Raw genomic sequence first — 19537 nt, 5'->3', positions numbered from 1 at the left:
CCTTGCTGCCCAAATGACTGCGTTAACGCAGTGAGATTGGATATTATTTTAGGGTGAGCGTTTAAAAGGAATCTATGGTGTCGGAAAAAGTAAATTCAGTCGATCGTCTTATCAACGTTATTGAACGGATTGGCGAAGCAAAGAGTCCTATCTCAGCTTCTGATATTATCTTCGAGTCAGGGATTCCCAAGCCTACTTGCCACCGATTGTTGCAGCAACTCGATGACGCAAACTACATCCAGTCCGATGAACGCGGTCATTTCTATCCGGGTTCACAAATGCTGTCTATTGCATTAGATGTAAGATGGACCAATCAGCATAAACTACAACGACAGGCTATTCTGCACGGCCTTTCTCGTAAACTAGAGGAAACCTGCGGTTTGGCCTTGGCGAATGATGACCCTAGCCCGCATATGGTCTACTACGACCGAATTCAAACCAATTGGCCGTTGCAGATTGTTATTCCGGTTGGTTTTCCCACTCCACTTTGGGCATCCGCCAGCGGCAAGCTTTATTTAAGTACTTTGACGCCACCTCAATTACGTCGAGTATTGAGTAAAATTGAACTGAGCCAGTGTGCGAAAAACACCATTATCGACAAGCAGAGCCTAAAAAAGGAGCTAAACGTTATTCAGCGCAGAGGATACAGCGTGGATGATGAAGAGTTCATTGATGGCATGGTGGCGATAGCACTTCCTCTTTATGACCAGTTTGGCAACTTTATGGCAGCCTTATTTTGCCATTGTCCAAAGAGCCGTAAAACCGTTGCCGATCTCGAAAATTACCTACCTATTCTTCGTGTCGCCCAACAGAGCCTAGAAGCCGTATATCAGGAAATGAAAGAGCTAGCGGATAGTAAATAGTAAACAGCAAGGTGTGACTCATCTTTACCTAATCATACAGTCACATAGCTAAAGCTTCCTTAAACTGGGGCACAGTAATTACCAAACTTAGCTCTTTTTCACTAAGTTCGTTAGCTGCTCACGCTCGCTATCTCGCCATTTCAAGGAACTCATCAGATTATGAAAAAGCTCTGCTTTTTAGCTGCGTTACTCATCACTGGTCATGCACAGGCACAATGGGACAACCCTGTCGACCGTTATGCCAACGAATATAAAAACCATATCTCTGCTAAATGCCCGATCCCAAAAGATAATATTCAGCATTTTGTGTACTTTGCACGTGATCGAGAAGCCATACACAATCACCCATTGCTAAACAACGCTCGCTTTTCTGGTGCGCAAATCATGTACTCGTGGGCAATGTTAGAACCAGAGAAAGATCAGTACGACTTTTCTATGATTCAAGCCGATTATGACTATCTAAAAGCACATGGCAAAAAGCTCTTTATTCAGCTTCAGGACGCGACGTTTGATCCTCGCTACAAAGGTGTACCTAGCTACCTATTGTCTGAGGAATACGATGGTGGTGCGGTTTACCAATACACAGACGACGGTGAGCCAGAGGGTTGGGTGGCAAAACGTTGGGACAACAAAGTAAGAGCGCGTTTCGCGAAACTCCTCAACGCATTAGGAAAACAGTTTGATGGAAAAGTTGAAGGCATCAACCTTCAAGAAACCGCTATTGGCGTTGAGAAAGATCCAAGCTTTACTGAAGCGAGTTATGTCGAAGGACTCAAGGATAATATGCGAGCCATGAAACACGCGTTCCCAACCTCCACCACGATGCAATACGCCAACTTTATGGTTGGTGAATGGCTACCATGGGAAGATAAAGGTTACTTAAAGAGTATTTATCAATACGGACAAGAAATAGGCGTTGGCCTTGGCGCGCCTGACCTTATGATGCGAAAACGCGGACAATTAAATCACGCCCTAGCAATGATGCATGAGAATGACTATACCGTGCCACTTGGTATCGCGATACAAGATGGTAACTACATTGGCCAAACCAACAATACTGACGTCGTGGATAAACGACAAAGTCTTGTTCCTGCCCTCCACTCATTCGCTCAGTCGTTTCTTCATGTTAACTATATGTTTTGGGTAAACCAAGAACCCTATTTTGAGCAGGATGTATTACCCTGCTTTAAGTAATCGATAGCCCCGCTGTAAAACCTGCCTGAGTCTGCTTCAGGCAGGTTGAAATCTAAAGGTGCTTGTTTCCTGAGCATTTGGTAACTGCACATGAATCAATCCATGACATTCACAATAAATCTCGCTACCATTCACGCAATGTAAATAATTCTCATTGGCGACTAACATTCTTGTTTGCTGGTGCACCGCTATTTTGCTATGACTATTTCTCATTCAGATTACTTCAAAATTGCTCTGCCCTTTATTATCTCCACAGTCACTCAGCCTCTGCTGGGTGCCGTCGATACTGCTGTGATTGGCCACTTAGGTATCACAGAGCTGATTGGTGGCGTTGCTATCGGGACGGTCATTATGAACACCCTATATTGGTTGTTCGGTTTTTTCCGAGTTAGTACAACGGGCCAAAGTGCAATGGCATTAGGTAAAGGTGATGACGCATTGATGACAAATAGTTTGATGCGCCCATTTGTTCTTGCTGCTGTTGTCGGTGCAAGCTTTATCCTACTACAGTCCGTCATTTGGCAAGGAGCACTCTGGATAATAGAGCCCGAAAATGCCGTAGCTGAACAAGCCCAAATCTATTTTGGTATTTTGATCTTCGGTGCTCCGTTTGTGCTTCTCAACTACACCATTATTGGTTGGTTGATGGGGCAAGCGAAAGCGAAAGAAACTTTATACACCCAGGTCTTTGGCAATGTCTTGAATATTGTCCTTGACGCAGTATTTGTATTGTATTTTGACCTTGGTGTAGCAGGTGTGGCTTATGCAAGCTGGATTGCACAGATCGCGACATTTGCGATTGGAATGACGTTAGTATTCAATACACAAGGAATGTCTCTAACTCGCCTTATTTCCTCCGCCAAAATGAGTAGGCACGACTTCTCAACGATCGTCTCATCGAATACTGATTTGATGTTGAGAACGGTCTGCATTTTGGTTTTCTTCAACATGATGGCAAGAGTTGGCTCTCAACTAGGGGCTGACGTACTTGCGGTTAACGCCATCCTTATGCAAATTACTTTTATCGTCAGCTACATGTTTGATGGTATTGCTAATGCCTCTAGTGTTTTCGCCGGTAAAGCCGTCGGACAAAACAATCCAAAGATGCTAGATCGAGTGCTAACACTCAATTTCCAGTGGACATCGGGCTTCATCGTAATTCTCACTCTGTTGGTGCTGATGTTCCAATCGCATTTAGTTTTACTGTTCACGACACAAACAGAACTCGTCAGCTTGTATCACCAAGTGGCAGCTTGGCTAATTGTATTCCCCTTGGTTGCCGGGTACGGCTTAACGGTCTACGGGATCTTTACCGGAACCGGAACAACCCGACCGGTCAGAGACTCCAGTATTGCAACACTGATGGTGTTTTTATTGGCGCAGTTATTGGCTGTTCCACTATGGGGTAACCACGGTTTATGGCTTGCTTTTACTATTTTTTATTGTGGTCGAATCGTCTTTCTCTATCCATTCATCGGTCAAGTTAAGCAAAAGTGTGGTCATCAAACCATTTCTTAGCCCCAACCGCAAAACCATACTATTCAAGAAGCACTCTTTTGAGTGCTTTTTTGATTTAATCTGGTGATACACCAGCTAGAAAATCTACACCGTAATCTGTGCATTGCTCTTCTCTTACCTAACTCGTGATGATAACATTGTTATGTTATAACGTATTATTAAAGAGTTTTTTCGTGACACCTCCTCTCCTCGCCATAAATCAACTATCCATAAGCAGTAAAGATCGAATCCTATTTCAAGGCATTCAGTTTGACGTATCTGCGGGGGAAATGCTGGCCGTAATGGGTCCTTCAGGTATTGGTAAGTCCATGCTATCTAAAGCCATTGCGGGCTTTACTCCAGACACCATATCCGTATCGGGTACGATAACAATTGCGGGCAGTGAAGTCTGTAAGATTCCATTGCTTAATCGTTCTGCACAACAACGGCCAGCCTTCATTTTTCAGGATGCCCTTCAAGCGCTTAATCCTTTAGTTTCTGTAGAGAAGCAGCTTTGTCTCGCTCTCACCGGAGACCAAACAAAGCCAAGCGCTAGAAATCGGAACACCATAGTTAATCTACTTGTTCGTCTTGGGTTTCCCGATCCGGCCATAGTATTAACCAATTATCCTAGCCAACTCTCTGGTGGGCAGAGACAACGCATTTGCATTGCTATTGGTTTATTAAGCCAAGCTCAAGTACTAATTGCAGACGAACCGACAAGTGCTCTCGATCCTGTCACTGAACAGGAAATATTAATTCTCATTCGCCAAAGCGTAAAGCAGTCCAATATGGCGGGTATTTTGATTACACACGACCTAAATAGTGCGTTAGCTTGCGACAAATTACTGGTTATTGACGAAGGAAAAGTCGCTGCTTATGGTGAACCGCGAGTCGCTCTTGAATCCAGTTCTCATCATTTTTGTCGTTCACTGAAAGGACTCCTTCAATGACTGCCATTATCGAAGAGACTATCATGAGTTGTAGTAAGGTAAGTTCAACTTTAGTGAGCTTTAGCAATGTCAGTGTGCACCACTACTCTACTCCTAGATGGTTGGGTGGAAAACCATTTAAAGCACTCAGTAATGTTTCCCTCCAGATCGAGAATCAAAACGTTGCCATTGTTGGCCCATCGGGTGCCGGAAAGTCTACGCTTATTGAATTGCTCTTTGGTTTACGGACACCTTCACTAGGAAACGTTCAAATCGCGGGAAGGACACTCCCTCTCCACAACGCAAGCGAGCGTTTGAGGGTCTGCAGTGAAGTACAAATGGTTCCCCAAGAGCCACACACAAGTTTAAATCCGTATTACACAGTCGAACAAATCCTGATTGAACCACTAGAAAACCTCAAAATTGGGGGGAACCACCCACAGCTCGCACAAATTGCACTGAACGAGGTTGGCTTGACCACGGACTTGTTGTCACTCTACCCACAACAGCTTTCAACAGGTCAGGCACAGCGAATCGCCATCGCTCGTGCGCTCATTGTAAAACCCAAGTTACTTGTTGCAGACGAACCTACCAGTAGCTTAGACCCAGTAAATCGCCAACGAATAATCGAACTGCTCAACTCGCTAAAGCAAAAATATGACCTGCAACTACTTCTTGTCAGTCACGACCTCAAGGCAGCAATCGCGCTATGTGAAGAGATAGTGGTCTTAGATCAAGGAGAGATCGTCGAACACGGCTTTGTTAAACAAATCATGGAACAACCTGTTCACCCAACAACACAGGCACTGATTCATGCCCAAATTCATTCAAAAACGAATACTTAACACAACATCACCGAGACATAATCATGCGTTTTCACTCAATTAAATTGGCATGCGCGCTTGCGCTCGCTCTACCGTTAACTGGCTGTTTTGATTCACAAAATGAAAACAGTGACTCAAGCGTCAAATCCGAGATTCGTGTGGCAATGATGCAGCCACCTCGCACTGGACTATCACCATTATCTGACGACGCTTTCAAATTATCACGTTGGAGTACTGCGGAAACGTTAATCAATCTTTCCCCTGCTTCTGAGGTTGAACCAATGCTGGCTACCGATTGGAAGCAGATTGACTCACTCACATGGCACTTTACTATTCGTCAGGGTGTGAAATTCCACGATGGTTCCATGCTAACCGCAGAAACAGTGGTTAACTCACTGCAACAGGCTTTGAGTGCGGCACCTAAGCCTCGTATTCTTGATGGTGTTGACCTCTCTGTTAGAGCCCTTGACTCGTCGCACGTAGAAATCAAGACAACATTTAATGACCCTTTACTACCTAGCCGCTTATCAAGTCCTCAACTCGCCATTTTGGCGGCAAATGCATATAAAGAGAATGGTCGAGTCGTACCTACTGGTGCAGGCACTGGTCCATTTGAATTAATCGAAATTAACGGCACAACCAGCGCCAAACTAAAACGATTCGATGACTACTGGGGTGAGAAAGCTCACATAGACACGGTCATCGCTGAGTATGTTCCAAATGGCTTTGCACGTGCAGCAGCACTACGCACAGGTTCCGCTGATGTTGTCGAAGCTGTACCTGTCTCTCAAATCGCAACGATTGATAGCAACCTTTTACACGAAGTGGCTATGCCGCGTACTAACACGCTCTACTTAAACAATAAGTCAGATGTTTTTAGTCAATTAGAGTTGCGCCAAGTTGCCGCCGCGGCGGTAGATAGAGAGCAAATCATTAAAACTGTGTATGAAAACCATGCCGATATTGCAAAGGGTTTGTTAGGTCCGGCACTTGCTTGGGCTGCACCACTTCGTCCCGAAGCATCACCGATTGAAGCTAAAACAAAAGCAAATGGTGAGAAAATCGTCATAGGTACGTTCACTGACCGTGCTGAACTTCCTGAAGTCGCCGCTTTGCTCAAACAGCAGCTTGAAAGCGCAGGCTTCCAAGTAGAACTTGATATCCGTGAGTACGCTCAAATTGAAAACGATGCATTAGCGGGTAATTTTGATGCCTTTATTCTTTCTCGAGCGACAGTTTTGGATTCAGGCGATCCTATCGCATATATGATGAGTGATTTTGGCTGTAAGGGATCGTTCAACTTAGGTCAATTCTGTTCTGAGGAAGTCGACAACGCTCTGACTTACGCCGATCTACAGCCTTTAGGACCAAAACGTCAACAAGCCATCATTGCTGCAGAACAGATCATTTTGAACGATTTCGCTGCCATTCCACTGCTACACGAACGTGTCATTCAGGGTGAAAGCCTTCGTGTTTCTGATGCTGTTCGTGACCCAAGCGAACGTCGCCTTATCAATGCGAACACTAAGGTGAACTAACTTAATGTTGTCTGTTGATACTTCTCGACGAATATTCGATGTGCTAACACCTTGGTTATCAAGACTTATCTCATTGATCGTCGTCGTCATTTTAGTGGGTTTGATGCCAGATATTGCTGGCATTGACCCAAGCCAATCGATTTTGCGTGCCCGCGCCGGACAACAACACATGTTAACGCCGGAAGCACTTGCCGCGGTAAGAGCCGATTTACAGCTTGACCGTAGTGCAATGGAACGATTAACAGACTGGCTTAGTGACGCTCTGCATGGTGATCTAGGCTACTCATGGATCGATGGCTCACCGGTCATAGCTGGTATTCAACAGACAATGTCGACCTCTCTGTTACTGATGTCGATGGCATTAGGTTTAACCTTTGTACTGTGTGGGTTTAGCCTAGTTCATACCTTGTTTAGCTGGAAACAAAGAAAGCTAAAGAAAACCCATAATAGCCTGAGTACGGTGCTCATCTCGTTACCTGAATACGTAGTAGCGTCCGTTCTCATCCTTATTCTATCTATTTGGTTGGGTTGGTTCCCCCCCTACGGGTGGCAAAGCTGGCAACATATTTGGCTGCCTAGTCTGGCACTTGCGCTTCCCGCTAGCGGTCTTTTGAGTCGCCTGTTAAGGGACAGTTTGCAGCGCGTCCTCAATGAACCATGGGTGATCACTTGGCTCAGTGCGAACATCAGTTCCTTCCAGATCATGCGCTTCGCATTAAAACGTGCAATCAGCAGTTTGATCCCGCAAGTCGCGATGATAATGATCGGCCTGACCGGTGGAGCGGTTGCTGTAGAGCAGATTTTTTCCATCCCAGGAATAGGACGACTAATTTTAGGTGCAGCGAAAGCACAAGATCTACCAGTGCTCCAAGGTGGTTTGTTAGTACTTCTATTTATTTCGATTTTCATCAGTAGCTTGAGCTTGCTTGTTCAACAGTTGTTGTTAGGCCACAGTCTCAGAAACGGTAAGCTTATCAGTAGTCATTCATCTTTTGCGTTTACCTCGAGTAATAACAAACGATTGACGGCGGGTTTAATCTTTTCACTGTTGCTGGCTGTTGTTATCTGGTCATTGTTTCGCGACCCGTTTAGCAGTCAGTTCATCAGACTTGCTGCTCCGAGCTTGCAGGCACCCTTAGGTGGCGACGGCATTGGACGTGACCTTCTAGCCCGCATTGGGTCTGGTATGTTATCGACGTTTTGGGCAGGGTTTGTCGCGACAGTGCTAAGTTTAGTTGTGGGTATGGTTCTTGGGTTCAACACTCGATACAGCCAAGGTTTAATCGAAATAACCAAGGGTATTCCTTATATTATCGCTGGCTTATTGGTTGCTGGAATGACGGGGATGAATCCAAACAGTGCCATGATTGCCATTGTTTTGGTGTCTTGGGCCCCTCTTGCGGCTCACTGCTCAAGTCTTATCGTTGAGGCTAAAGCGCAACCCTACACGCATCTTGCGCCGATATGGGGAACGAGCAAATTCAAGATACTTAGGTACTATCTCCTTCCTTATGTGCTTCCGCCATTATTGAGACATGCACTACTTAGAATGCCAGTGATTACGCTAAGCTTAACGTCGCTGAGTTTTATCGGTCTTGGCGCTAAGCCACCCTCACCCGAATGGGGGCTGATGATTGCAGAAAACCTACCGTATATTGAACGAGCACCGCTTGGCGTACTTGGTCCAATTTTCGGATTAGTGCTGTTAGGCATTGCTATTAACCTTTTGTTTGACGATTAATTGTCAACCGAAACGCTAAAGCAGGTAGTGCTGTGAAATTCGTTTCGACCATTTAGCACTAAACAGAGAAGTATCTATAAGAGAAATACCCTTTGTTATGACTTCTTTCAATATAGCGCCCAAAAGGTGTCCTATTTGTGTTAAAATCCGTCCTTCAGGATTAGATGTAAAACGGACACTTTCATCATAAACTACTGATTAACATAATGTTAATTGGAAGAATTTCGAATTCTAATCAGTTATTAATTAAACATGGAGTTGGTCTTTATATTCGTTCACACGAATATGTAAACCTCATAATTATGGGTTTTAAATCTCAAAAATACAGTATAGATTCTACAGATTATCAAGTCGGTCAAGACAACATCACTAAATGGGGCATGGATGTTCACAATACAGTGTTTACCGCTTCCGCGGGCTTATCCATCCTCTTCATCGTCACTCTCTTAGTACTTTCCCCAGAAGACGCAAAAGCAGCCATCGATGCCGTTAAATCCGCTGCACTATCAAAGTTTGATTTTGTCTTTATGTGGGGCGCAAACATTCTTCTGATTTTTGCCTTGCTGATTGCTTTATCTCCGCTCGGTAAAATTCGTTTAGGTGGCGACAATGCCACAACAGATTATTCAACCATTTCCTGGATCGCCATGTTATTTGCAGCGGGTATGGGTATTGGTTTGATTTTTTGGGGCGTAGCAGAGCCGACCGCCTTTTATACCAATTGGTTTGGTACACCGCTAGGTGTTGAGCCGTTTACACCAGAAGGGCGAGAACTAGCCTTAGGTGCTGCTGTATTCCACTGGGGACTTCACGCTTGGGCTATCTATGGGATGGCCGCATTATCGCTAGCATACTTTGTCTATAACAAAGGTCTTCCGCTCTCAATGCGTTCGGTATTCTACCCTCTACTTGGTGACAGAGTTTGGGGAAGAGTCGGTGACGTTATCGATGTAATGGCTGTTCTGGTAATCCTATTTGGCCTTGCAACATCACTTGGTCTGGGCGGCTCACAAGCTGCAAGTGGAATCAGTCACGTATTCGGACTAGAAAACAGTCTTCTGCTTCAGATTGCCATTATCCTGACCATTATGGGTTTGGCTATTGTTTCTGTTGTTCGTGGAATGGACGGCGGCGTTAAGGTATTGAGTAATCTCAATATGATTATCGCATTCGTTTTCCTTGGTTTTATCGGTATTTTGAACTTCACAACGGTATTGGATTCAGTTTCGACCGCAGTAGTTGGTTATGTGAAAAATATTCTTCCACTAAGCCAAAGCGCTGGCCGTGAAGACACCACATGGCTTCATGGCTGGACTGTGTTCTATTGGGCTTGGTGGGTTGCATATGCGCCATTCTTCGGCATGTTCGTTGCACGAATTTCAAAAGGCAGAACAATTCGCGAATTCCTATTTTGCGTACTAGTTATCCCTACTCTTGTCACCACTGCATGGATGTCTTTCTTTGGCGGTGTCGCGATTCAACAGATCGTTGATCATGTGGGTATACTTGGTGCCGCTCAGGGTATCGGAGACGTTTCACTTAGCTTGTTCTATATGCTTGATGCGTACCCTATTGGTAACATCTTATCTCTGATTGCCGTTGCGCTGATCATTGTTTTCTTTGTGACCACTTTGGACTCAGGTTCAATCGTAGTAGACAGTATGACTGCAGGTGGCAAACTCGAGCTTCCTATCAAACAGAAAGTGGTCTGGGCTGTGATTTCAGCCGTCATCGCCGTGGTCATGTTGTGGATCGGTGGTACTCAATCGATTCAAGCACTTCAATCGATTACCATCATTGCAGCGCTGCCATTTACACTGATTCTAATTTTAGGTTGTGTGAGTTTGATTAAAGGCTTACTGACTGAGGTTGAACAACCTCAAGTAGCTAGCGACAAGTCTGCACAATAGATAACTTTAGGCTTATCGTAACCGGGTTACGGTAAGCCTTTTTAGCTCTTTACTCACATTCCCCTTTGCCCTCACCGTTCAAGATCCTCCTTAATAAAACGACTGTTCGACATGGCCCTGCTCTCCAAATGGGATATCAACAGAATAAATACCACACACCAAAGCCATAGCCTCAACTAATGTTTTATCAAGTATATCTGGGTATAATCTCTATCAATTTAAGGATATTTCCTCAAAACGGTGTACTTAACACCCCGTAGCTGCTTTTCGATACAAATCATCAATGCGGCAAGATAAAGGACTATTGAACACATGAATTCCGATTTATCTATCCATGTATTGCTCATTGAAGATGACCGAGACTTGGCAGCCTCGATTGCAGATTACTTGGAATACGAAAACATAAAATGCGATCACGCCTACGACGGACAGAGTGGTTACAATTTAGCCAGCGAGAATTACTACGACGTCATCCTTCTTGATTTAATGCTACCCAAGGTAAACGGCTTTACGGTTTGCCAAAACCTTCGAAAAGCAGGTATTGACACACCTATTCTCATGTTGACGGCCAAAGATACCATTGAAGACAAAGAGGCTGGGTTCAACTCAGGTACCGACGATTACCTTGTAAAGCCATTTATGATGAAAGAACTGGCTTTACGGATAAAATCTCTATCGAGAAGACGAAGTGGTCAAATAACTAAACTCGTTGCTGGAGATCTGACCTATGATCTTAAACAAAAACGAGTAACGCGTTCAAATCAACCTATTGAACTCACTCGACTTAATCTTAGGTTGTTAGAGCTGCTAATGCGTAAATCTCCTCAGTTGGTCTCGAGAGAAGAAATCGAACAGACGCTATGGCCTAATGAAATACCTGAAACCAACAACCTAAAGGTTCAGCTTTATCAACTTCGACAGAAAGTTGATAAGAATCATAATATTAAACTCATCGAAACCGTTGTGGGCCAAGGTGTAAGAATTCAGGTTACCAGCAATGCTTAATAAGAGCTTTCCATTAAAAAACCATCTCACCTCGTTTTTTGTTGGAATCGCGATTATCACTGCCTTCATGCTTTTCGAGCTGCTAGTTCGCTACTTTGAGTACGGCATTGAAGATTCGGTGAAGATGAGAATGTTAACGGAGTGGCGAGCCTACTCAGAAGCTTACCAGTTAGACCCCAATATCGAGTTGCCAAGTTCTTATGTGATTCGATTCTACCTAGACGACCTCCCCGTTATTCGTGTGGAAGGAACGAATATTTTGGAAAATGTTCAACTTTCCAACAATCGATTCACTGTGGTTTCAGTGGATGAAACTTTTTCCGATGACCCAGAGAAGGAAATCACTTTAGGGATATTTAGGTTTCTTCGCGACGACGAAAGAACGGTATACGTCATCGCGAAATATGACTACCACCTAATCAATGACACAATCGATATATGGTTTGATAGCCGATTCAATTTTATCTTGCTAATCGTCGGTGGTTATATCTCTATAGTGCTATTGGCACTCTGGTTTTATAGCTATCGAATAGGAAAAAGAACAGAGCAACTGGTTCATTGGTCTGAACTGGTATCAGAGAACTTAGAATCAAACCCCACTCCCGATTTTACTTTTCAGGAATACAATCGCGTCGCTTCATATTTGCAACGAGCACTATCGAAAAATGCCCGCCTGCTCGCTCGGGAAAAGGACTTTTTATCTCATACCAGTCACGAACTTCGCACCCCTCTGGCCATCATCAGAGCTAATATGGAGATATTGGAAAGAATAGCGCTACCAGAAGCATCAAAAAACGCGATTGTGCGCATAGACCGAGCAAGTCAAAATATGCAACAAGTCGTTGAGACGATGCTTTGGCTTTCTCGTAAACACAACACCCCTCCACCACAAAAGGAAGTTTCAGTAGCCGCTTTATTGAATGAACTGGTCGAAGAGTACTATCACTTCATTAACGGTTCTGATGTGTCGTTAGAGACTGATTATAGTAACGCTCCAGTACTAGACTTACCGGAAACCCCGATACGAATCGTTATAAGTAATCTATTGGTTAACGCATTCAAATACACCCACGCAGGGCTTATACGCATTTACTGCAAAGACAACACCGTCATCATTGAAAATACCACTACGGCGGACCACGAGCTGCAGGTAACAGACGGATTTGGTTTGGGACAAGATCTAATATTCAGAATTTGCGATAAGCTTGGTTGGTTTATGGAAACTAAAAAGACCGAGACAGGCTTCATTGCTATTCTTCACTTGCCAACATAATGTCATGTACTCGCAACAAGCCGAGCCGAATTTTCCAAAAACGAGAGTGCCACCATTTCACCTCTGTTTCACCTCCCTTCCGATAGAATGGACGGTATGTCAGATTTATAGGCTAAAGATAGTTCCTTCAAAATAGTTTTGGTTTCTTAGCCTAGAACTCTGCTCGTATTTACCGCCTCTCGCTGCATCAAGCGACTTCTTATGGAGCCATTTTTATGACTTTGCAATATCCCAAAGCCCTTCCGATAGCAATGACCGTAGCTTGTCTCAATATCAACGCAGTCAACGCGGGTTCATCCAGTGTTGGTTTTTCTATTTCAACACAACAAGAAGCACTCGGTATTACTGAAGTTCCATTACAACTGAAAAAACAGTTTTCGTCAGAGTTACGCTTTAATCGTTACACTTCGGTTGTTGCACCGAATGGAAAGTCGATTCACATTGTTGCTCAAGACCAGCTATCTGACGGACAGATAATTCGAGCCAAATCGGTGCTTGTTCATTATCTTACCGACTTTTCCGGATCCAAGTATGGAAGCAATAAGGGTGCTGTTGCGAATAGAATGGCTGAGAATGGTGCTACTTTACTCCTTTTAAACGGACGAGATGATGGCACTAATAACGCTGCCGAACTTGAGGGGCAGCCTTTATATGAAGAGGAAATTCAAGTTGAGGGCGGACCTTGGTACATGGCGCAAAACTACCAGCACCGAGACGCGACTTTTGAAGAAATATTGCACCTCGTTCATGATTATGGAATCGGCGTAGATGGGTATGACAAATTCATAGGGGTTCTCCCTGAGTACCAGACTGAAATACGCAACGCTCAAATCAATGCTTATGCCAAACAAATTTGGGCTATGACTCCAGAAGTACAAGATTGGATCGACGAGCTAACGGAAGAGAACAGTCTAACTCAAGAGTATCTAGCATCTGTTCTAGACTCATATTACGGCTTGTGGGGTGCTTATCCGAAGCAATCTTTTAGGATGATGGACAAGTTTACCGGCGGATGGGGTATGTGGGGATTTTACATTGCTGGAACTAGACACGAAGTTCAACTTCGTGATCCAAAGGGCTATCAGTTAATGACAGAATTCTTCCATCCCTACTTAACCTATAACGCCCATCTAGACCCTAATTTTAAAGGAACGTTTAGTCTCCAGTACCGTGAAGACTTGCTTTATACCAACCACTCTCGCTACCTCAAAGACATAACTTTGACAGGAAGCCATCCCGTCGAAGTAATCGTCAATAAACTTGACAATAACATTACAGGCAATAATTCCAATACCATCGTTACGTTCTCAGGAGAAAAGAATGATTACAACATCAACTATCAGGATGATGTTGTGATTGTTAGAGACTCTCTTTTAGGACGAGATGGTAATAATACGCTACGGTCAGTCAGTACAATACGTTTTGCAGACCAATCCGTTGACACTCGTAGAATATATTAGCTCTCCGACTCGTCATTAATTCTCAACTGACGAGTAGACGATGCTCTCAGACACTGTGAATTAGATAATAATACCAAAGCAATTACAATCACATACATTAGGTGAACAAGAAATTACATACAAGTTACTTAGATAGACTTAACCCACAATTATCTTACCAACCTTATCACAATGAATATCAAAAGTGGCGTTCAAGTCTAAATAATATATTTATCATCTTGATATGCTATATATCACCAAAAATAAATGCACTCTTTCATCAGAGAACATTGACAATTGAGGCAATCAATAGAAACTTGAAGACAACCCAATTAATATGCAACAAAAGTCGATGCTGCACACAAAAAGATTGGGCTCTTCACTATGCAATAACTGTTACCCTAGGTTTGTACTTGCATATAAAAATGTCAATTGAAATACAACACCAGCGGTAAACAGCTAAGTAAACCAATATTGCTTTACATTAAAACCTATCAGAAAGAATGAACCAATGTTGGTTTATTTAATGCTAAACCAACAAGTAAATATAGATAAATCCAAGGTTACTTTATGAGCTTTCCACCAAAATCTGCTGTCGATGTTTTTGCTTTATTAAAGGAAAAACATAACCTCAGTACAAGAGAGTTGGCTCGGTCCATCGGTGTAAGTCATGGTGGACTTGCAATGGTCTTATGCGGAAATACGAGACTCTCTCCTAAACTAGCTATGAGGCTGTGCTGCTTCTTCGCACTGGACATAGACAGCATACTTGAGGCACAAGCAAAATATGAAGCATGGCAAGTTAAACAGGACGGCTTGTCGATTGAAGCCACATTGACCGAAGTATTGGAAAATCGGCAAGAAAACAAATAACCTGTGTTTTGCTTTAACGCTTAAGGTGATCACCTTTTAGATGATCGCCTTACTATCGTTTCCTATCACGTTTAGTATTGTCGTCAATTCATTATTAAATCTCTACCTACTAATAAGATTCTCAACCTCTTTTCACTAAATACCTCAACTCTCACCATCTCGCGATATAGCACCCTCGTTAATTATATTATCTATTCTTTATTACATTCCAGTACACTATCAACATAGAAAATGACATTGTAAATAACCCATCTGACAAAGAAGTTATATTCAAATACAACCTTCCAGATTAAAAAGGGCATTTAACTGTTCAAGTCTAAATATTAATATTATCAACTTGTCAATAAACATCTCTCACATAAAAATAATCATCGTTGAATAAAAACACAAGAAAGGACAAAAAGGTAAATTATGAAATTCAATATATTAGCAGTGAGTATTGCATGTGCGACTATGTCATTTGGAACAATGGCAGCAGACATTAAAGCTGGCCCTGGTACATTAACTCTTGGCGGCAATATGCGTATTGATATGAACGCTACGAAACAATCTGTTGACTTAAAGACTTCGACAACAAAACTAAAATCGGACAAAACAACGCTTAATACAAATGGGCGTCTATCATTTACTGCCGATTATATTGTTGAGCAAAACGGGTATAAAATGAAAGCTCGTGTTAATCCGTTACTGAAAACGGACGGTACCGTCACTATGGATGACGCTTACTTAGACCTTAAGAAAACTGGCAACACTTATCTGGGCGCTCAGTTAGGTCGTTTCGAAGCACTGGATCTCTCCCCTCTTCAAATTGATATTTTCGTAGATGATGCTGATACAGCCAGTCTAGTCGATGGTGAACTATTCGCAGGTCACTATCGTGGTAACAAATACCGCGGACGTTTTGATGGCGCAGCGTTACTTTACGCTGGTAATGATTTAATTAAATTTGAAACCAACGTTGTTTTCGTTGACCAAAAAGATAAAAACAGCAATGTTGCGTTACGTCCAGTATTAACAGTGACTCCAAGCAAATCGTTCTCAATCTCAGCAGGTCTTGAGAAAGGTTTTGAAGACGCGTCTAAAGACAAAGATGAACTTGGTTTAGCAACAACTGCTAATGTTAAATTTGGCCTAGCAAGCTTAAACCTGAGTTACGCATACAAGACATCTAAACCTCTCTTGAAAGGTACCAGTACCCGTGTAGACACAAAACTACACACGTTCGGTACTAACATTGCAGCGTATGGTTTCGGCTTAGGTGCTTTCTATACAACAGCCAACAACGAAGTAAAAAATGGCAGCGTTGGCGATGTGAATCTATTCACTACCTACGCTGGTTATGAGCACAAAGACTTTTTAGTTGACTCATTGACAGCGTCTACAGGTGCTTATTACACCTCCGCAAAGGCTGACAAAGTAAGCGGCGATGTCTCTGAATACGGTGCTCGTGTACGTCTTCAGTACAACTTCTAAACAAAAAGAATCAAGACTTATAAGGAAACTGCCTTTTCGATAAGTCCTGATGCTCCCTTGCAAACTTAATCTCACTTGCAAGGGAGCCCCTCCTTCCATAACTCCTAACGTATCTCATTGTTTTAAGTAGGCTTACGTAGAGTTGCTAAGATATTTCTATACCAATTTACCATCTACTACCTAAAAATTATCCAAAATAATATTTGACACATACTCAAAGTGAAATTAACATTCGCACCCACTGACTGACTGGTCAGTTAACAAAGTGAGTAATGTGATGGACAAGAAAGACAAGATCATTGAAGTTGCCATGCAGCTATTTGCGGAGCATGGGTTTGAAAAAACGCCTATTTCAACTATCTGTGAGCATGCAGAAATCTCAAAAGGCTTAGTTTTCCATCACTTTAAAAATAAGAACGAGCTACTAAGAGCAGTGTTCACCCATATGACTGACATCATCAACGGAGTTGACCAACAAGATGAGCACTTAACTTCATCAGAAGGGAGACTTGAGGCGATGATTGATTCGATATTTGAAGGAATGATGATCGAGCAGCACCGAAAGATGTATCAATTAAACTTCAGTGTTATGGTACATCCGACCACGCGTAAGATCGTCTTAGATCTAATTGAAGAAAGATATCAAGGTCTGCAGGCATCAACCGAAGAGGTGTTTCGTTCTCTATCGCACCCAAATCCATCGGTTGTGACAAGAATGTTTATCGCTGAAATCGACGGCATCGCAATGAACTATTTGTTGAATGTTGACTTCCCTATAGAAGAAATCAAACAAGAATTCATCAACAAATATTGTTAATAGATTCACTCAATATCACGCACAGTTAACGGCGTGATTTTTTTAAACACAACAACCGACTGCACGGTCAGTCAGTTCCTTTTTAAGGAGCAGTATCACCAATAAACTAACTAGTGTGAGGTATTCATTATGACTAGAACGAGAACTTTAAGAGCTAACCCTAACGAATCATTCCTTTGTGCATCATGTGGTTTAGGCGTGACACCTATTCAATACGGTGGACAACATCGTAACCACTGCCCTCACTGCCTAAGCAGCGTGCACATGGATATTAAAGCGGGAGATAGACGTTCGAGTTGTCGTGGCATTATGGAACCGATCAGTATTTATGTTCAAAAGAATCGAGAATGGTCTCTGGTCCACAAATGTAGTAAGTGCAGCACGATTAGAACAAACCGAATCGCAGCAGACGACAATGAATTTTTGTTAGTAACAATGGCAGCAGAACCGATGATGTCTCTACCATTCCCATCAAAAACTATTTTGTCTGAACTGAAACAAATGAGCATAAACAAAGGTAGTGAATATGTACTCGAATAACCTACAGACATACCGAGTAATTGAAAGAAACGCCAATAGATACAAAGTACAAACCCCTGACGGCATTAGAACTGCCCAATTGAAGGGTAGCTTTATCCATTTAATACAAGACAAGCAAGGCTATCCTTGTGTTGGCGATTGGATAGAAGCCAGAGATGACAACAATATTATATTGATCGAAAGCATCAAGAAACGGAAAAGTTTGGTAAGCAGAAAAGCCTCAGGTGAAGCAACAGTCCAACAAACTATCGCTGCAAACGTAGATTACACATTCATAGTGATGGGCTTAGATGGTGGTCGAAACTACTCAGACCGTCTATTAGAAAGACTTCTGACCGTTGCTTGGAACAGTGGTGCAACGCCTGTAGTCATACTTAATAAGTCGGATTTAAATGAAGACGCTGAATTAGTGCAAATGCAAGCCGAAACGATCGCGCTAGGTATCGACATAATTACCTGCAGTGCTCTAGACGGCACAGGTATTAACGACGTTATGACATACCTAGCTAACGGTAAAGTCGGTGTCTTCATTGGACCATCTGGTGTGGGTAAATCGACCTTAACCAATACGTTATTGCAATATCAAGCGCAGAAGACTAATGGACTTCGCTTGCAAGACATGCGAGGCAGGCATACCACGTCAAGCTCTTACCTATTTGAGTTAGAAAATGGCGGTTTCATTGTCGATACATCTGGTATCAAGGAAGTACAAGCGTGGGCAAACGGTAACGATATAGACTCAGTTTTCGAGGAAATATCTCTTGTTGCCCAAGATTGCAAATATAGAAACTGCCAGCATGAGGGGGAACCTGGTTGTGCAGTTCAGAAAGAGCTTGAAGCAGGTAACATAACCCCTGAACGTTATGACAGTTACCTAAATTTAAAACAGGAACATGCTTTCTTAGAAAGACGAAAAAAGGACAAAAACTCGAATGTAGAACGTCGATATGACAAAGATATGAGCAAATTGATCAAAACGTCTTTAAGTAGAAAAGAACTCGTCAGACAAGCAATGAGGTGAACCGTGAACGCTTGGGTTTGTGCTCTGACAACCATGAAATTTATAAGGTAAATCGAATGAAAACGCCGTACCAAATTCAATATGAAGCCTTCGCTGCTGCAGGAGGACTATATGATGAAAGACATGCCAAGCTCTATGCTGAGTTTGCCGATAACTTAATTCTCGATGGAAGTTACTCTATCGTTTATCAGGGTGTCGCTCACGCATGTTATACGCCAATTACCATTGATGCTGCCCCACATCTCAAATGTTATGTGCTCGCACCATTAGCTGTACTGCCGGAATATCAAGGGAAAGGCTATGCGACACGATTGATGGAACAAGCCGAAAGTGAATTGGATGCAGACGTTATCTTTGTTATGGGAGAACCCTTCCATTATGGTAATCGCTACAATACACCGCATAATGTTCTACCGCCGGTGAGAACACAGGCGCCATTGGAATGTTGGTTTGCACGTGAACTGACACCGAACGCTTTGCAAGGTATTGGGGAGTCCACATCATCGATAACAGGCCCTTACGCTGAGCCGCGCATGTGGGGACACCCAAGCGAACAGGTATAAAGTAGGCCTTCGAACTTCAAGAGCACTCAAATAG

At 43.0% G+C, this 19537-nt stretch carries 17 protein-coding genes; all 17 read left to right on the top strand.

Going from position 1 to position 19537, the window contains the following annotated elements; all coding sequences use genetic code 11:
* Positions 1-74 precede the first annotated feature (74 nt).
* Complete coding sequence (locus MMA19_RS00700; protein ID WP_239921715.1) at positions 75-863, top strand: IclR family transcriptional regulator; 789 nt, start codon at positions 75-77, stop codon at positions 861-863.
* A gap of 159 nt (positions 864-1022) precedes the next feature.
* Positions 1023-2057 carry a hypothetical protein gene (locus tag MMA19_RS00695; RefSeq protein WP_240205230.1) on the top strand — a complete coding sequence of 345 codons (1035 nt, stop codon included), beginning with the start codon at positions 1023-1025 and terminating at the stop codon, positions 2055-2057.
* A gap of 198 nt (positions 2058-2255) precedes the next feature.
* Positions 2256-3575: an MATE family efflux transporter gene (locus MMA19_RS00690; protein ID WP_240205229.1), complete on the top strand. Its 1320-nt coding sequence runs from the start codon at positions 2256-2258 to the stop codon at positions 3573-3575.
* Positions 3576-3748: 173 nt separating this feature from the next.
* Positions 3749-4507 carry an ATP-binding cassette domain-containing protein gene (locus tag MMA19_RS00685; protein WP_240205228.1) on the top strand — a complete coding sequence of 253 codons (759 nt, stop codon included), beginning with the start codon at positions 3749-3751 and terminating at the stop codon, positions 4505-4507.
* Positions 4504-5331: a dipeptide/oligopeptide/nickel ABC transporter ATP-binding protein gene (locus MMA19_RS00680; RefSeq protein WP_240205227.1), complete on the top strand. Its 828-nt coding sequence runs from the start codon at positions 4504-4506 to the stop codon at positions 5329-5331. The genes MMA19_RS00685 and MMA19_RS00680 overlap by 4 nt, the downstream gene beginning before the upstream one ends.
* A 23-nt stretch (positions 5332-5354) precedes the next feature.
* Positions 5355-6848 carry an ABC transporter substrate-binding protein gene (locus tag MMA19_RS00675; RefSeq protein ID WP_240205226.1) on the top strand — a complete coding sequence of 498 codons (1494 nt, stop codon included), beginning with the start codon at positions 5355-5357 and terminating at the stop codon, positions 6846-6848.
* A 4-nt stretch (positions 6849-6852) separates the two neighbouring features.
* Positions 6853-8589 carry an ABC transporter permease subunit gene (locus tag MMA19_RS00670; protein ID WP_240205225.1) on the top strand — a complete coding sequence of 579 codons (1737 nt, stop codon included), beginning with the start codon at positions 6853-6855 and terminating at the stop codon, positions 8587-8589.
* Positions 8590-8891: 302 nt separating this feature from the next.
* The gene (locus MMA19_RS00665; protein WP_006070473.1) at positions 8892-10499 is read left to right on the top strand and encodes a BCCT family transporter; all 1608 of its coding nucleotides are present in this window, start codon (positions 8892-8894) and stop codon (positions 10497-10499) included.
* Between the two features lie 312 nt (positions 10500-10811).
* On the top strand, positions 10812-11504 hold the full coding sequence (locus tag MMA19_RS00660; RefSeq protein ID WP_240205224.1) for a response regulator transcription factor: 693 nt from the start codon (positions 10812-10814) through the stop codon (positions 11502-11504).
* A complete protein-coding gene (locus MMA19_RS00655) occupies positions 11497-12777 on the top strand; it encodes a sensor histidine kinase (protein ID WP_240205223.1) in 1281 nt (426 codons plus the stop codon). The genes MMA19_RS00660 and MMA19_RS00655 overlap by 8 nt, the downstream gene beginning before the upstream one ends.
* A gap of 215 nt (positions 12778-12992) precedes the next feature.
* Positions 12993-14237, top strand: a complete 1245-nt coding sequence (locus tag MMA19_RS00650; RefSeq protein ID WP_240205222.1) for a hypothetical protein — start codon at positions 12993-12995, stop codon at positions 14235-14237.
* 549 nt (positions 14238-14786) lie between these two features.
* Entirely contained in the window at positions 14787-15089 is a 303-nt protein-coding gene (locus tag MMA19_RS00645; RefSeq protein ID WP_124941940.1) for a hypothetical protein, read from the top strand.
* 411 nt (positions 15090-15500) lie between these two features.
* Entirely contained in the window at positions 15501-16562 is a 1062-nt protein-coding gene (locus tag MMA19_RS00640; protein WP_240205221.1) for a carbohydrate porin, read from the top strand.
* Positions 16563-16839: 277 nt separating this feature from the next.
* Positions 16840-17379, top strand: coding sequence for a TetR/AcrR family transcriptional regulator (locus MMA19_RS00635; protein ID WP_239941733.1), 540 nt, complete (start codon positions 16840-16842; stop codon positions 17377-17379).
* Between the two features lie 129 nt (positions 17380-17508).
* Positions 17509-17919: an RNHCP domain-containing protein gene (locus tag MMA19_RS00630; protein ID WP_240205220.1), complete on the top strand. Its 411-nt coding sequence runs from the start codon at positions 17509-17511 to the stop codon at positions 17917-17919.
* A complete protein-coding gene (gene rsgA / locus MMA19_RS00625) occupies positions 17906-18940 on the top strand; it encodes a ribosome small subunit-dependent GTPase A (RefSeq protein WP_240205219.1) in 1035 nt (344 codons plus the stop codon). Before MMA19_RS00630 ends, rsgA begins: the two co-directional genes overlap by 14 nt.
* Before the next feature lie 56 nt (positions 18941-18996).
* Complete coding sequence (locus MMA19_RS00620; RefSeq protein ID WP_031494140.1) at positions 18997-19503, top strand: GNAT family N-acetyltransferase; 507 nt, start codon at positions 18997-18999, stop codon at positions 19501-19503.
* Positions 19504-19537: the final 34 nt, after the last annotated feature.

It is taken from the genome of Vibrio sp. CyArs1, assembly GCF_022432925.1.
Classification (GTDB): Bacteria; Pseudomonadota; Gammaproteobacteria; order Enterobacterales; family Vibrionaceae; genus Vibrio; species Vibrio mediterranei.
Note: the sequence above shows the minus strand (reverse complement) of the source record. Positions and strands in the feature narration are given on the sequence as shown.

What these genes read in the sequence shown, in the direction of transcription:
- MMA19_RS00650 (WP_240205222.1), top strand. Translation starts at nt 12,993, where the DNA reads ATGACTTTGCAATATCCCAAAGCCCTTCCGATAGCAATGACCGTAGCT.
- MMA19_RS00630 (WP_240205220.1), top strand. Translation starts at nt 17,509, where the DNA reads ATGACTAGAACGAGAACTTTAAGAGCTAACCCTAACGAATCATTCCTT.
- MMA19_RS00640 (WP_240205221.1), top strand. Translation starts at nt 15,501, where the DNA reads ATGAAATTCAATATATTAGCAGTGAGTATTGCATGTGCGACTATGTCA.
- MMA19_RS00660 (WP_240205224.1), top strand. Translation starts at nt 10,812, where the DNA reads ATGAATTCCGATTTATCTATCCATGTATTGCTCATTGAAGATGACCGA.
- MMA19_RS00665 (WP_006070473.1), top strand. Translation starts at nt 8,892, where the DNA reads ATGGGTTTTAAATCTCAAAAATACAGTATAGATTCTACAGATTATCAA.
- MMA19_RS00675 (WP_240205226.1), top strand. Translation starts at nt 5,355, where the DNA reads ATGCGTTTTCACTCAATTAAATTGGCATGCGCGCTTGCGCTCGCTCTA.
- MMA19_RS00700 (WP_239921715.1), top strand. Translation starts at nt 75, where the DNA reads ATGGTGTCGGAAAAAGTAAATTCAGTCGATCGTCTTATCAACGTTATT.
- MMA19_RS00690 (WP_240205229.1), top strand. Translation starts at nt 2,256, where the DNA reads ATGACTATTTCTCATTCAGATTACTTCAAAATTGCTCTGCCCTTTATT.
- MMA19_RS00620 (WP_031494140.1), top strand. Translation starts at nt 18,997, where the DNA reads ATGAAAACGCCGTACCAAATTCAATATGAAGCCTTCGCTGCTGCAGGA.
- MMA19_RS00635 (WP_239941733.1), top strand. Translation starts at nt 16,840, where the DNA reads ATGGACAAGAAAGACAAGATCATTGAAGTTGCCATGCAGCTATTTGCG.
- rsgA (WP_240205219.1), top strand. Translation starts at nt 17,906, where the DNA reads ATGTACTCGAATAACCTACAGACATACCGAGTAATTGAAAGAAACGCC.
- MMA19_RS00645 (WP_124941940.1), top strand. Translation starts at nt 14,787, where the DNA reads ATGAGCTTTCCACCAAAATCTGCTGTCGATGTTTTTGCTTTATTAAAG.
- MMA19_RS00680 (WP_240205227.1), top strand. Translation starts at nt 4,504, where the DNA reads ATGACTGCCATTATCGAAGAGACTATCATGAGTTGTAGTAAGGTAAGT.
- MMA19_RS00695 (WP_240205230.1), top strand. Translation starts at nt 1,023, where the DNA reads ATGAAAAAGCTCTGCTTTTTAGCTGCGTTACTCATCACTGGTCATGCA.
- MMA19_RS00670 (WP_240205225.1), top strand. Translation starts at nt 6,853, where the DNA reads ATGTTGTCTGTTGATACTTCTCGACGAATATTCGATGTGCTAACACCT.
- MMA19_RS00655 (WP_240205223.1), top strand. Translation starts at nt 11,497, where the DNA reads ATGCTTAATAAGAGCTTTCCATTAAAAAACCATCTCACCTCGTTTTTT.